At 55.4% G+C, this 14,124-nt stretch carries 13 protein-coding genes, 2 tRNA genes and 2 pseudogenes; 16 read left to right on the top strand and 1 reads right to left on the bottom strand.

Features of this window, described 5'->3' with window-relative positions:
* Positions 1-86: 86 nt before the first annotated feature.
* From LKD23_RS01485 to LKD23_RS01410, 16 genes and pseudogenes are all read left to right on the top strand, one after another.
* A tRNA-Gly gene (locus tag LKD23_RS01485) sits at positions 87-162 on the top strand.
* A 71-nt stretch (positions 163-233) separates the two neighbouring features.
* The gene (locus LKD23_RS01480; protein WP_227620031.1) at positions 234-611 is read left to right on the top strand and encodes a hypothetical protein; all 378 of its coding nucleotides are present in this window, start codon (positions 234-236) and stop codon (positions 609-611) included.
* Positions 608-1,522 (top strand): DnaD domain-containing protein, encoded by a 915-nt coding sequence (locus LKD23_RS01475; protein ID WP_227620030.1) that lies wholly within the window; start codon positions 608-610, stop codon positions 1,520-1,522. The genes LKD23_RS01480 and LKD23_RS01475 overlap by 4 nt, the downstream gene beginning before the upstream one ends.
* 21 nt (positions 1,523-1,543) lie before the next feature.
* Entirely contained in the window at positions 1,544-2,524 is a 981-nt protein-coding gene (locus LKD23_RS01470; RefSeq protein WP_227620029.1) for an ATP-binding protein, read from the top strand.
* Between the two features lie 39 nt (positions 2,525-2,563).
* Entirely contained in the window at positions 2,564-2,719 is a 156-nt protein-coding gene (locus LKD23_RS01465) for a hypothetical protein (protein WP_227620028.1), read from the top strand.
* A gap of 199 nt (positions 2,720-2,918) precedes the next feature.
* Positions 2,919-4,781, top strand: coding sequence for an ABC transporter substrate-binding protein (locus tag LKD23_RS01460; RefSeq protein WP_227620027.1), 1,863 nt, complete (start codon positions 2,919-2,921; stop codon positions 4,779-4,781).
* 5 nt (positions 4,782-4,786) lie between these two features.
* Positions 4,787-7,735 carry a hybrid sensor histidine kinase/response regulator gene (locus LKD23_RS01455; protein WP_227620026.1) on the top strand — a complete coding sequence of 983 codons (2,949 nt, stop codon included), beginning with the start codon at positions 4,787-4,789 and terminating at the stop codon, positions 7,733-7,735.
* The gene (locus LKD23_RS01450) at positions 7,732-7,851 is read left to right on the top strand and encodes an RNHCP domain-containing protein (RefSeq protein ID WP_431834211.1); all 120 of its coding nucleotides are present in this window, start codon (positions 7,732-7,734) and stop codon (positions 7,849-7,851) included. Before LKD23_RS01455 ends, LKD23_RS01450 begins: the two co-directional genes overlap by 4 nt.
* 443 nt (positions 7,852-8,294) lie before the next feature.
* Positions 8,295-8,576: pseudogene (locus tag LKD23_RS01445) on the top strand (relaxase/mobilization nuclease domain-containing protein); the annotation flags it as partial.
* Positions 8,577-9,003: 427 nt separating this feature from the next.
* Positions 9,004-10,029: a 5'-nucleotidase C-terminal domain-containing protein gene (locus LKD23_RS12930; RefSeq protein WP_227620025.1), complete on the top strand. Its 1,026-nt coding sequence runs from the start codon at positions 9,004-9,006 to the stop codon at positions 10,027-10,029.
* Between the two features lie 809 nt (positions 10,030-10,838).
* Positions 10,839-11,135 (top strand): antitoxin VbhA family protein, encoded by a 297-nt coding sequence (locus LKD23_RS01435; RefSeq protein ID WP_227620024.1) that lies wholly within the window; start codon positions 10,839-10,841, stop codon positions 11,133-11,135.
* Between the two features lie 148 nt (positions 11,136-11,283).
* Positions 11,284-12,384, top strand: a complete 1,101-nt coding sequence (locus tag LKD23_RS01430) for a glycoside hydrolase family 172 protein (protein ID WP_341474293.1) — start codon at positions 11,284-11,286, stop codon at positions 12,382-12,384.
* 125 nt (positions 12,385-12,509) lie between these two features.
* Positions 12,510-12,782, top strand: coding sequence for a DUF6551 family protein (locus LKD23_RS01425; RefSeq protein WP_227620023.1), 273 nt, complete (start codon positions 12,510-12,512; stop codon positions 12,780-12,782).
* A gap of 97 nt (positions 12,783-12,879) precedes the next feature.
* Positions 12,880-13,041 (top strand): hypothetical protein, encoded by a 162-nt coding sequence (locus tag LKD23_RS01420; protein ID WP_227620022.1) that lies wholly within the window; start codon positions 12,880-12,882, stop codon positions 13,039-13,041.
* A gap of 117 nt (positions 13,042-13,158) precedes the next feature.
* Positions 13,159-13,484, top strand: a pseudogene (locus LKD23_RS01415) (recombinase family protein); the annotation flags it as partial.
* A 50-nt stretch (positions 13,485-13,534) separates the two neighbouring features.
* Positions 13,535-13,813, top strand: a complete 279-nt coding sequence (locus tag LKD23_RS01410) for a hypothetical protein (RefSeq protein ID WP_227620080.1) — start codon at positions 13,535-13,537, stop codon at positions 13,811-13,813.
* A gap of 188 nt (positions 13,814-14,001) precedes the next feature.
* Here the strand turns inward: LKD23_RS01410 and LKD23_RS01405 are convergent.
* Positions 14,002-14,077, bottom strand: a tRNA-Ala gene (locus LKD23_RS01405).
* Positions 14,078-14,124: the final 47 nt, after the last annotated feature.

Here is a 14,124-nt window from a genome sequence, read left to right as displayed (position 1 = left end):
AAGCAGAAAATCGACCGTCCCGGCGGGATTCGAGCCAAAAAGCTGTTGACAAAACCGCCGCCCTTTGCTACAATAAACAGGTAGACGCAGGGTTAGCTCATCCGGTAGAGCGACTGCTTCCCAAGCAGTAGGCGGCGGGTTCGAGTCCCGTATCCTGCTCCACAAAAAGAGCGCTGATTCGTCAAGAATTGGCGCTCTTATCATTTCGGCGAAAGAAAACGGAGAGGGACGCCATGATCTTTGTACCCCTTTTGCACTATTTCAAGTGCAAGAACCAATACAGCGGCAACGAGGACGGGATGCGCTACCTGCTCTCGCCCGGCAAGCGCAGCGTGCCCGACCCGGACGGCGGCGAGGGCGCACAGAAGGAGGAGGCCGTCCTCACGGTGGACATCTGGCCCGACCCGTGGGCGCTGGACCGCACCGACCCGGCCCTGCGGCGGCAGAAGGTCTTTCCCCTGACGGAGGAGGGCCGGGCGGAGGCGGCGGAATACCTGTCCTCCACCTACAGCGCCGACACCGCGTACTGGAAGCAGCGGCCCTCCATTCTGGACTCAGAGCCGTGGTCGCCGCCGAAGGATGAGGAAGCAGAAAGCGAAGGAGACAAATGATCTACCGCATCAAGGAACTCAAGGGCGACACCATCCCGGTGCCGCAGCTCATCTTTTCCAAGCTGGGCATCGCCGAGGAGTATAACGTCCGGGTGGCGCTGTATGTGCTGGCCACCGGCATCACCGACCCGGACAAGCTCTGCGCAGACCTGAAGCTGCGCAGCCGCATCTCTGCCGAGAGCGCCCTCTCCTTCTGGGCCGGCGCGGGGCTGCTGGAGCGCTACGACGAGAACGCCGCCCCGGGCGCAGAGCCTTCGGCCCCCGCCCCCATGACGTGGGCGGAGATCGCCGCCGCAAGCCGCACCGACCCCATGATCTCCAGCCTCATCGACTGCGCCCAGACGGGCTTTGCCCGCCCGCTGACCCACAGCGAAATGGAAAAGCTGGTCAACCTCTATGTGCAGGAGGGCTATGCCCCCGAGACGGTCATGCTCTGCGTGGCCTATGTGGCCAGCCGGGGCAAGCGGACCATGGCCGCCGTCCTCCACGAGCTGAAGGTCTGGCGGGCCGAGGGAGTGGAGACCGGCGAACAGGCCGACGCCCACCTCAAGCTGCTGGCCCTCCGCCAGACCCGGGAGCAGTACGTCGCCTCTCTGCTGGGCATTCCGGACAGCGAGCTTACCCTCGGCGGGCGGAAGGCCATCGCCCGGTGGTATGAGGTGTACGGCTACGATGACGCCATGGTGCAGGAGGCAGCGGTGCAGGCCGGGCCGAAGCGGGACCTGTGGTACTGGAACAGCATCCTCAAGACATGGAACGCCAAGGGCCTGCGGAACATCCACGATGTGCGCAGCCCGGTGGCGTCCATCGGTGCCAGCCGGAACATCCGGGTGGACCGCGAAGCCCCCAGCGGCAACGACTTCCTCAAGAACGCCGCCCGCCGCCGCTCTCTCAAGAAAAAGCCCGAGTGACACCCGGCATAAGGAGACACTATGCGTACCAAGAACGAACTGTATCAGGAGGCCCTGCGCACCGTCGCCCGGCGGCGTCAGACGGCCCGGGCGCGGGCAGAGGATGCCCGCGCAGAGGCCGAAGCAGCCCTGCCCGGGCTGCGCCACGCCGAGGAAGAGGTGCGGGTGCGGGGCATCCGCTGCGCACTGGCCGGTGCGGCGGGCAGGGACCGCACCGAGGCCACCGCCGCCCTTGCGGACGCCCGCAGGAAGCTCTCGGAGCTGCTGGCGTCCAGCGGCCGCCCGGCTGACGCGCTGGAACCTCGCTTCACCTGTAAGCTCTGCGAGGATACCGGCGTGGTGAAGGGGCGCACCTGTGAATGCGTCCACAAGGTGATGCAGCAGCTCCGCCGGGAGGAGATCGAGGCCCTGTCCAGCCTCTCCATTTCCAGCTTCGACACCATGGAGCTGCGCTATTACCCCGACGAGAAGGACGCCGATGTCGGCGAGTCGGCGCGCAGGTACATGGCCGGACAGCTGGCCGAGCTGAAGGGCTATGCCGACGAATTTGACCGCACCAGCCCCAGTCTGGTGCTTCTGGGCAACGCCGGTCTGGGCAAGACCCACGCCGCGCTGGCCATCGCCGGAGAGGTGCTGGAAAAGGGCTTCGACGTCATCTATGTGTCCAGCCCCGATTTCTTCTCGAAGCTGGAAGCCCTGCACTTCGGGCAAGACCCCGCCGGGGAAGAGGAGACGCTCCTGCGCACCGCTGCCGGGGCCGACCTGCTCATCCTCGACGACCTCGGCTCGGAGTTCAACTCCAGCTTCCTCATCAGTACCCTCTACAGCCTGCTGAACAACCGTCTGGGCGCAAAGCTGCCCACCATCGTCACCACCAACATCACCGAAAGCGCGCTGCTGGAACGGCTCTATACCGAGAAGATCTCCAGCCGCCTCGCTTCCTTCCTGCCCTGCCTCTTTGTCGGCAAGGACATCCGGGCGCAGAAGACGGCGGAATCCTGAATCACATACCCGGAACACACCGGAGAAGCAGCTGAGCTTTTGTCAGCTGCTTCTTTTTTTGTGCAGGCCGCTCCTGTACTTTACCCATTTTTTGGAAGCGCTGAAATAAAAAGAAAACGAAATGCCGCAAAGGGGCTGCTGTTTGTCGATGTTTTTGAAAAAATGTTAAAATTCCTTGAAACCCCGGCGTTATAATGATAATATATTCTTATATTGTCATTTTGCTGTGGACGTGCCTTTCCAATGGCGTTGTGGTATTGGGGGCGTAAAACAGGATGCACACAAAGAGAGACTGCGGCGTCCTTTCCGTGAGTCGTGATGGAACAGACAAGAAGACCGAAGCAGCCTGCCGAGAGACGGCAGGCTGTCGTCGGGTCATGAGGTGAATCGTTTGATGAAGAAGAAAACACTGCGCAGCCTTTTTTCCCTGCTTATGGCACTGGTGCTGGGGGTATCCCTGCTGACCGGATGCAGCGGAAAGGCGGCAGAACGGGCGGAGATGAAGGAAGACGCTGAGACCATTCAGGTGTATCTGTGGACGAATAGCCTGTACGAGATCTATGCCCCCTATGTCCAGGCGCAGCTGCCGGACGTGAATATCGAGTTCATCGTGGGCAACAACGATCTGGACTTTTACAAATTCTTGCAGGAGAACGGCGGCCTGCCGGACATCATCACCAGCTGCCGCTTCTCGCTGCACGATGCAGCTCCCCTGAAGGACAGCCTGATGAATCTTGCTACCACCAACGAGGCGGGCGCGGTCTACAACGCCTACCTCAACAGCTTCAAAAATGAGGACGGCAGCGTGAACTGGCTGCCGGTGTGCGCCGACGCCCACGGATTCGTGGTCAACCGCAGCCTGTTCGAACAGTACGACATCCCGCTGCCTACCGATTACGACAGCTTTGTGGCGGCCTGTCAGGCCTTCGAGAAGGTAGGCATCCGCGGCTTTACCGCCGATTATGCCTACGACTACACCTGCATGGAGACGCTGCAGGGGCTTTCGGCTACCGAGCTTACCACTACGGAGGGGCGCAAGTGGCGCACCGCCTACAGCGACCGCGCCAACAGCGAGCGGGTGGGTCTGGACGACACTGTCTGGCCGGGGGCATTCGAGCGGATGGCCCAGTTCATTCAGGATACCCGCCTCACGGCGGACGACCTTGGGCTGACTTACGATGACGTGATGAACCTGTTCCGGAACGGGGAAGTGGCCATGTACTTTGGCAGCTCCGCCGGCGTGAAGATGTTTCAGGAGGAGGGCATCGACACGACCTTTCTGCCCTTCTTCAGCCAGAACGGCGAAAAGTGGATCATGACCACCCCCTATTTCCAGATCGCCCTGAACCGGGAGCTGGAGCAGGACAGCGCACGCCGCGAAAAGGCCATGAAGGTGCTGAACGTCATGCTCTCCGAGGGGGGACAGAACCACGTCATCTCCGACGGACAGGATCTGCTGAGCTACAGCCAGAACGTCAGCCTCCACCTGACCGAATACATGAAGGACATCCGCCCGGTGGTGGAAGAGAACCATATGTACATCCGCATCGCCTCCAACGATTTCTTCTCCATCTCCAAGGATGTGGTCTCCCGGATGATCGCGGGCAAGCTTACGGCAAAGCAGGCGTATCAGGACTTCAACGCCCAGCTCCTCACGGAAAAGACCACCACGGACGAGACGGTGCTGACCTCCGGGAAGAGCTATTCCAATGTCTTCCACAAAAACGGCGGCAGCGCCTCCTTCTCCGTCATGGCGAACACCCTGCGCGGCGTGTATGGCACGGATGTGCTCATCGCCGCCGCAAACAGCTTTACCGGCAGTGTGCTGCGGGCGGATTATACCAAGAAGATGGCTGTCTCCATGATTATGCCGAATGGCCTGATGGCCTACCAGCGCACCATGACCGGTGCAGAGCTGAAGGAGACCCTCCGCGCCTTTGTGGAGGGCTGTGAGGGCGGCTTTGTGCCCTTCAACCGCGGCTCTCTGCCGGTGGCCAGCGGCATCACCATGGAGGTAAAAGAGGTAGGCGGCAGCTATACCCTGACCGGCATCACCCGGAACGGCCAGCCGCTCCGGGAGGATGACACCCTCACTGTGACCTGTCTGGCCACGACAAAGCAGATGACCGCGGTGTTTGCAGACGAAAGCCGCGCCGTCACGGACGAAGGTACGTGGGTAAAGGACGCATGGCGCGATTACGTTTCCGGCGGCGGCGCAGCGCTTGCAGAGCCGGAAAACTACATGACACTGAGGTGAGCGGAATGGCAGACGAAATGCACGAACCCAAACGAAAAGGCCGCTCCCGGCGGAAATGGCTCCCTGCCGCCGCCGTCACCCTCCTGCTGCTGGGGCTGCTGGTCGGCGTCAGCTGCCAGTACATCTCGTATGTGTCGCAGACGGTCTATCAGGAGAGCACGTCGCATCTGGAAGAGGTCCTGCATAAATCCAACAATATGCTGAAGGAGCTGGTGCGCAAGAACCTGACCTATCTGCATCTGTACAACGGATTTCTGGAAAATACCTCAGACGAAGGCGAAATTCAGGCGTATGTCGAGAAGGCACAGCAGGACACCGGATTTGCCGACTTTTACTTTCTTTCCTACGACGGAAACTATATGACCGTGTCTGGCGAAACGGGCTACCTCGGCTTGCAGACCAATCTGGACGAAAAGCTCTCCGACGGCGAGGATATCGTCATGAATGCGGTACTGCCCGGCAAACCCCAGATGCTCGTGTTCATCTGTCCCAAAATACAGGGCAGCTACCGGAACTTCGACTACGATGCCATCGCCATCGCGTACTATAACGATGCTGTGCTGAAAGCGCTGGACAATTCTGCTTTTCAGGGGAGCGCCAGCAACTATGTGGTCTACTCGGACGGGCGGGTGGTCATCGACAATTCTGCAAACGCCACAGAATCGGTCTACAACTTTATCGCGGTGTTGCGCGACCACTCCGACCTTTCGGAGGAGCAGATCCTTGCCCTCTCGGATGCGTTTGAGCAGGGCAGCAGCGGAAACATGAAGGTAAAGCTGGGTGACACCAGTTATTATCTGGTCTACGAGGGCACAGCCGTCCAGAGCTGGACGATGCTGGGCCTTGTCCCGGTCAAGGTCGTCAATGCCAATCTGGACAAGCTCTGGTTCCGGACGGTGCAGATCGTGACAGGCATCGCCCTCTGCCTTGCAGTGACGATCATCCTGCTCCTCCTGCGCAAGAGCCACGATACGCTGCGCCGGAAGAACACCGAGATCCTGTACCGGGACGAGCTGTTCCAGAAGCTCTCGCTGAACGTGGACGACGTTTTCCTGATGCTGGACACAAAGACCTCCAAAGTGGATTACGTCAGCCCGAACATTGAGCGTCTGCTGGGCGTGTCGGAAGGGGAAGTCCGGCAGAATATCCATGTTCTGGATAAGCTGCGCACGAAAAACGCCCCGAAAAACGACGAAGTCTGTCTGGATGGGCTTCGCAGCGGAGGACAGCGCGAATGGGATTTTGAGTATCTGCATCAGCAGACCGGGGAGCAGCGCTGGTTCCACATCATCGCCATGGGCAGCGAGGTGGAGGGCAGAGCCAAATACATCCTCGTCATGTCCGACCGCACAGCCGACAAGCAGGTGAATCAGGCGCTTTCAGATGCAGTGGCTGCCGCCGAGACCGCCAATCGCGCCAAGAGCACCTTCCTTTCCAATATGTCCCACGATATCCGCACCCCCATGAACGCCATCATCGGCTTTACCACGCTGGCGGTCAGCAACATTGACGACAAGGAGCGGGTGAAGGATTATCTCGCCAAGACCCTTGCCTCCAGCAAGCACCTGCTCTCCCTCATCAACGACGTGCTGGACATGAGCCGCATCGAAAGCGGAAAGCTCCATCTGGAAGAGGTGGAGGTCAACCTGTCCGATGTGCTGCACGACCTGAAAACCATCGTCAGCGGGCAGATCTACGCCAAGCAGCTGGAACTCTACATGGATGCCATAGATGTGACCGACGAGGATGTCTATTGCGACAAGACCCGGCTGAATCAGGTCCTGTTGAACCTGCTGTCCAACGCCATCAAGTTTACCCCGGCGGGCGGCACGGTCTCGGTACGCATCCGGCAGTTTGCCGGAAAGGTGCGCGGCTGCGGGCAGTACGAATTTCGCATCAAGGACAACGGCATCGGCATGAGTCCGGAGTTTGCCCAGAAGATCTTCGAGCCGTTTGAGCGGGAGCGCACCTCCACAGTAAGCCGGATACAGGGCACCGGACTTGGCATGGCCATCACCAAAAACATCGTGGATATGATGGGCGGCACCATCGAAGTCCAGACGGAGCAGGGCAAGGGCACCGAGTTTATCATCCGTGTGCCGCTGCGCCCGCAGGCGGAGCACCGTCCGGTGGAAAAGATCACTGAGCTGGAGGGCCTGAAGGCACTGGTGGTGGACGACGACTTCAACACCTGCGACAGCGTGACGAAGATGCTGGTCAAGGTGGGGATGCGCGCGGAGTGGACGCTCTCCGGCAAGGAGGCAGTGCTGCGTGCACGGCAGTCCATCGAGATGAGCGACGCCTACCATGCCTATATCATCGACTGGCGGCTGCCGGACATGAACGGCATCGAAGTCACCCGCCAAATCCGCAGCCTGAACGACGATACGCCTATCATCATCCTGACCGCCTACGACTGGTCGGACATTGAGGTGGAGGCAAAGGCGGCCGGTGTGACCGCCTTCTGCTCCAAGCCCATGTTCATGTCCGACCTGCGGGAGACCCTGATGAGCGCCCTCGGCCAGAAGCAGACGGATGCAGAGCAGGAACTCTTGCCCGAAGAGAATGCGGATTTCAAGGACAAGCACATCCTGCTGGTGGAGGACAATGAGCTGAACCGTGAGATCGCGCAGGAGATCCTGCGGGAGTACGGCTTCCGGGTCGATACAGCTGAAAACGGCGCAGTGGCGGTGGAAAAGGTCAGCGCTGCTGCGCCGGGCAGCTATGATCTGATCCTAATGGACGTGCAGATGCCGGTGATGGATGGCTATACCGCAACCCGGACGATCCGCGCACTGGATGACCCGGCCCGGGCAAAGGTCCCGATCCTCGCCATGACGGCCAATGCGTTTGACGAGGACCGCCGCAACGCATTGGAGAGCGGCATGAACGGCTTTTTGTCCAAGCCCATTGTGATCGGCGACCTTGTGCAGGAGCTGCATAAGATTTTGTGAGCCTGTCCAGCCTTCATGTGGATGAAGAACCCGGCGACCGCGCCTCCGACTGCGGCGGCATCATGGAGCCGGTGGCCGTCTGGGTACGCAAGGGCGGCGATGGACGGATGCGGTAAGCCGCAGCCAAAAACGAAAAGGCCGCTGTGTCGGAGAATCGCTCTGCGACACAGCGGCTTTTTTGCAACTTATGGGGATGATTCGGATTATATCCCCCTGTGCAATAAAATCGACGAGAAACAGTTGGATTTTTTCTGACTGTTTCTTTTTTATTGCACAAATCGGCAAAAACAGCGCCGACAGCTACGCACCCAACGAAGATGAAAATGCCCAAAAAAGCTATCAAATATCGCGTTGCTCTATACAAAATATAGCAATCGGTACACGCACCACAAAATATATGCGTCATATCGTTGGTTTTTTGCATATATCCCAACTGAAAGACTGGGGGTGAGTTTTCAAAATGCCTGTTATTTATGTTGCAAAAAATCCACCCACGCACGAAGAATCACGTTCGTTTAGGACAGACGGTTGAAAAACAGCATGATCCTTGATTATTTCTATGGGGGATTCCATCAAGGTTGCAGAAGCGAGGCTGACGGAAATCGCCGTGCTAAAAACCCACATCATCAACTATGCCAAGACCCGTGAGGTGTACACTGCTTATCGGAAAACTGGGTACAGCAAAGCCTTTCTGGAGGCTCACCGGGAGGAGAACACTCTGCACAAGGCGGCAAAAGCTGCCTTTGACGAAGCCGGACTGCAAAAGCTGCCGAAGGTCAAGGTGTTGGATGCGGAGTTCGCAGAGGAAAAGGACACCACCGAGAAAACTCAGACCCGATAAGCGATACCGCCGAGGACTCTTCCCGTTTTGGGGAGATGTCCTCGGTGTTTTTTGTGTGTATAGCGAAAATCTATGACTGGATTTTCGTCAAGCACGAATTATCGCTGTATTCTTGCTAATATGAGGTGCAGAAGATCGTGCAGTAATTGCGTATGCAAAAGTACTTCATGATGCAAAGAATACGCGGCTGCGTGATGGCAAGGAATATATTTATAGTAGTTTGCGTTTTTGATGCACAAGCAACATCCGCAAACTGCATATCGCAAATATGTTGTTTTGATAGGCACTATTTCTGAAAATTGCGATAACAAAAAAGTATCCTTCACAGTGAAAATGGAGGATACCAGTTTTAAATAATATTGTCTGCATCCTCTTCATCGGCATCATCACCCAGGACGTCATCAACCAGACCAAGTCCGAATCTCTGGTGGGGTCCTTTGTGGACACCGCCGCAGCTGCCGCCGAGGTGGGCAAGATCTGCAACGCCCACAACAGCATCGACATCGACTTTACTGTGCTGCTAACCCACATCGGCTTTGAGGAGGATCGCCATCTGGCCCGCCAGCTAGACCCGGCCTGGGGGGTGGACCTGATCATCGGCGGGCACAGCCACACCCTGCCAGAGCACGCGGTGGAGGAAAACGGCGTGGTCATTGCGCAGGCGGGCACCGGCACCGACCAGATCGGGCGCTTTGACATCATTGTGGACACCGACAACAACTGCATCGATTCCTACACATGGCACACGGTGTCCATCACCGCCGAGACCTGCCCCCGCAACCCCGCCATGGAGCAGGTGCTGCACCGCTTCACCAGTCAGGTGGACGAAAAGTACAGCCACATCGTGGCGCGCTTCCGCCGGGAGCTGACCCACCCGGAGCGCACCCGGGAGACCGAGCTGGGCAACCTGTTTGCGGACATCTTCACCCGCAGCCTTGGCATCGATATTATGCTCATCGGCTCCGGCAGCATCCGGGCCGAAAAGCTGGGCCCCATTGTCACCTACGGCGACCTCATCGAGGGCTTCCCCTACGATGACGGCGTGTTCATGTTCAAGGTGACAGGCCAGCAGCTGCGCCAGATGCTCCACTATATGCTGCGGGAGGAGGCCTACACCGGCCACACCGAGTTCTACCAGCTGCCCTCCACCCTGCGGCTGCGCTACGACCGCGCCAAGGGCGACTTTGATTACTTTACCTACTGCGGCAAGGAGGTGGGCAAGGAGATCAGCGACGATGCCCTGTTTACCGTGGGCTTGCAGAACTACCACTTCAAAAACATCGAGAGCTTTTTCAACATCTCCTACGATACCATCTGCAAGCTCCAGAAGCCCCGCAGCGTGGCGACCTCCTGTCAGGATATCCTGATGGAATATTTCCGGGAGCACGAGATGCTGGATGCGGCGGTGGACGGCAGAATGACCATTCTGCCCTCTACCGCGCAGACCGGATGACCCCCGCAGGGTCAAAAACATGGTTTCGCCCCGCAAAATCTGCGGGGAACACTTTGCGAACAGAAAGGAGCACCCCATGAAACAACGATTTTCAAAACGAACACGCCTTGTCAGTGCCCTTTTGACGCTGGCGATGGTATTCACCTTTTTGCCCTTCAGCGCCTTTGCGGCAGGGGGGTGACGGGTGGTTATAGCACCATAAATGCCGGAATCGTCGTTTTAGACAAAACAGCAGGTGAAACCATAAGCATTGTGCCTAAAAATGCTGCACACGCGATTTTGCGCTGTTAAGACGAATGATGCACGATTTTGCAAAGAAAGACAAAAAGAAACGCCGTATCGTTTAACACGATACGGCGTTTTATGGATTCGAAGGGAGTCGAACCCTCGACCTTTCGGATGCGAACCGAACGCTCTCCCAGCAATATCGCTTTTGTGCACACCTTATGCACTGCGAGAAAAGAAAAATCAACGTATAGTCGTCTATATAGAATATTCTGCCATTCAAACTACCTTTCTTGGTCACAAATATGGTCTCCAAGCCGCTGATTTTCAAGATGAAGCTGTTTGGGGCGTAATATGGTTGGCGGACAAGTGAGCTACAGGCCCTTGAGATAGTACTCGCATGGGGTTCAGATGTATCACATCCCGATTCGTAATAAAATACGATGTACCGTAAAAGCGCAACCTCTGCTCTCGATGAATGGAATATGAGCTTTTTACATTTGACAACAAGTTATAGATTGACAAGCGTACACATACACGATAAACTTTATATAGTATCATGTGGATTAAAAGGAGGCCCGACCATGAGTGTCAAGTACACTACCCCTGCCCAGCACAAGAGCGACCTCCGCAATGTGTATGGAACCTTTGCCATTGAGGGCATGACCATCAGCAAAGATACACGCAGCAACCTTGATCGCATTGGCAGCGGTCAGGCCAGCTATCAGCAGGTCGTGAATGAACTGCGCGCAAAGTACGCGAAGAAGGGCCGATTATGTTCTCAAAGTATGATGTCTACACCACAGTCCATGTACTGCTATGCATTCATGAGTGTGGTGCTAAAGATTTATGGCAGTAGCACATTGCTTTTATACAAATAAAAGTGTACAATAATAACAACTTTGCAAGCAATTCCCTTCAAGGAATCAACTAGAACATGGGTGGAGACTGTACCTGTTAAGCGAAATTGTTTGAATGAATTCAATTCAACATAAAAGACAGTTGCTCATTTGTGAGTAGGAGGAATATATGATGTTTGATTGTGGTTTACAGAATATTTTCCGGCTGAAAAACGGACAGTCCCGTTCCATCAACTGGGAAAACCGGAACGGAGAAAAAGGAAAAGGCGGCATGGCATCCAGCGATCTTGGTCCGTCCAGAAAAGGTTCCCCGTGTATCCCGAAAATAGAAGCAGGAGAGACCGTAACACTTGGTGAGATCCAGGGAGAAGGCATGATTCAGCACATCTGGATCACCGTTACAGACCGTACCAGTGAACGTAACCGTTATGTTCTGCGGGATCTTGTTCTGCGCATGTACTGGGACGATGAAGAATTCCCATCCGTTGAATGCCCGCTTGGCGATTTCTTCTGCTGCGGCTTCGGTGTTTCCTACCAGGTAAACTCAGTCCCGATTGCTGTCAATCCGACCCGTGGTTTCAACAGCTATTTCCCGATGCCGTTCCGTAAAAACGCCCGTATTACCATTGAAAATCAGTGTGATGAGCCGATTCCGGCCTTCTTTTATCAGATCGACTATTGCCTGACAACGGTTCCGGAGGATGCTGCCTATTTCCATGCCCAGTGGCGTCGTCAGCGCATAACGGAAAAGGCAAAAGACTACGTTGTCCTCGACAACATCAAAGGGAAAGGCCAGTACGTTGGAACTTATCTTGCGCTTACCAGCCTCGAACGCTACTGGTACGGAGAAGGTGAGATGAAATTCTACATCGATGGAGACAAGGATTATCCAACCATTTGCGGAACCGGAACAGAAGATTACTTCGGCGGTGCCTGGAGCTTTGCAACACAGCAAAATGGCCAAACCGTTGAAAATCAGTACTGTACTCCGTATCTTGGCTATCCTTACTACTCTAGCCACGATACCTTCCTTCATAATGATTACCACAATGATGATCAGATGCCACAACGCAGCTTCTACCGCTGGCACCTTCTTGATCCTATCCTTTTTGAGAAGGACCTTAAGGTAACTCTGCAGCAGATTGGTGCCAGTCACGGAGGTCTTTTTGAACGTCAGGATGATGTCGCTACCACAGCTTACTGGTACCAGACGCATCCTCATGTACCATTCGCGCCACTCATGTCCAGAAAAGAGCGCTGGCCAAGATGATGTTTGACGCTTTTCCTATTTTATATGTTTCATGACTTTGCACATCGGCTGCAAGAGTCCGTTCCGAACAAATCTGCTTCCAACGAATTTGTCCGGAAACGGCATTGGTGCGGGACACCATTCAGATGTTCGAACGCGACATTGCAAGGGCAAAGCAGAAGCCTGATTCGTTCCGTGCAGCTGTCCTGCGAGGTATGATGCACTTTGTGGAACTGTATCACGGCGAGTTCAGCGAGGAACGGCTGGTTCGTGCGCTTGGCAGCGTCCATCCTATGGAGATTTACCGTGTTGGCAGGGATAACCCTGCAAAGCTGCCCGGATGGAAGAAATACGTTTTTCCCATCTACATGGCTTACAACGGCAAAGGCCGCAAGGACGCTCTGCCGATGAAGTTCTAAAACATATTTTCTCTGCCAAGAGGCACCTGCAAGCTGCGGGTGCCTCTTATTACATAATTATATCGCGCTATCGCTACTTTTGAAAGAAGGGCTAGATATGACCAATATGAATGTGATTCCTGTGTCGCAGGATTCGTATATCGTTAATGGCTGCAAGGTCAAGATCACCTATGCGTCTGCGGATACGGACTGTCTGGATGCAATTCAGAAGCTGCTGCAAACCACCATCCTGCGCACGGCAGGGCACACCGCCGCCTGACATCCTTGTGTTCCTTAACTGCGTGAGATAAGATAAAATCGAACTGAACCTTGAAAACCTGATATGGACAATATCCGTTTGATTTTGCTTTTCTCGCCAAAAGAAAGTGAGAATGCAATGAAAAAACGCGTTTATACATTATACCGTGTTTCGACCAAAGGACAGGTCGAAAAGGATGACATCCCCATGCAGAAAGAAGCCTGCCGCAACTTTGCAGAAAGTCAGGGCTGGGAGATCGTCAAGGAATTTTCCGAAAAAGGCGTTTCCGGCTTCAAAAATCTGCCAAAGAGCGTGACGAACTCCAGAAAATTCAACAGGCTGCGATGGAGGGCAAGTTTGACATCCTGCTGGTGTTCATGTTTGACCGTCTCGGTCGCCGTGATGATGAAACGCCCTTTATCGTGGAATGGTTCACGAAGCAGGGCATCGAGGTCTGCTCGGCACACTGGTGGTCGAAGCAAAAGATGCACTGGAAACCCTGGAAAAGTAGCTCGTGCAGGCACAGGAAGAATACGAAGAAGCCACCAAAACAACAAAGCGTAGCAACTACATCTGCAACGAGCTGTTTACATGGGCGGATGTTTACGACACCGCCAACCACAATGAACGCCGCGCCATTTTGCAGCAGTTCATTAAGGAGATTCGCGTCCGAAAAGACTATGAGATCTCGATTACGCTGAACGCCAGCTTCAATCAAGTGGAACAGCTCAAGGCTGTATCAACCTACGATGGTGCGGAGATTTTTGAAGAAATTTCCGAAAAGGGGGCATAAAAGCGATGCACTTGCCCGCAGAACTCTGCAAAATGCAAAGAAAGAAGCGTGAAACCGATGAATTTTCAAAAAGTACATTGATGACCCCGCCCGGTTCGCATCCGACTTCAGGGTTCGGAGCCCGGCACGGTCTGCCAAAGTTTTTTAGGCATAAAAAACGCCGCATCGTACAAAACGATGCGGCAAATTGGTGGACCTAGAGGGATTCGAACCCTTGACCTCTCGGATGCGAACCGAACGCTCTCCCAGCTGAGCTATAGGCCCATATGTTCTTCACAACGCAAATAGTGTAACTCTTTCGGCGGCATTTG

It is taken from the genome of Faecalibacterium butyricigenerans, from assembly GCF_020687345.1.
In the GTDB taxonomy this organism is placed as follows: Bacteria; Bacillota; Clostridia; order Oscillospirales; family Ruminococcaceae; genus Faecalibacterium; species Faecalibacterium butyricigenerans.
Note: the sequence above shows the minus strand (reverse complement) of the source record. Positions and strands in the feature narration are given on the sequence as shown.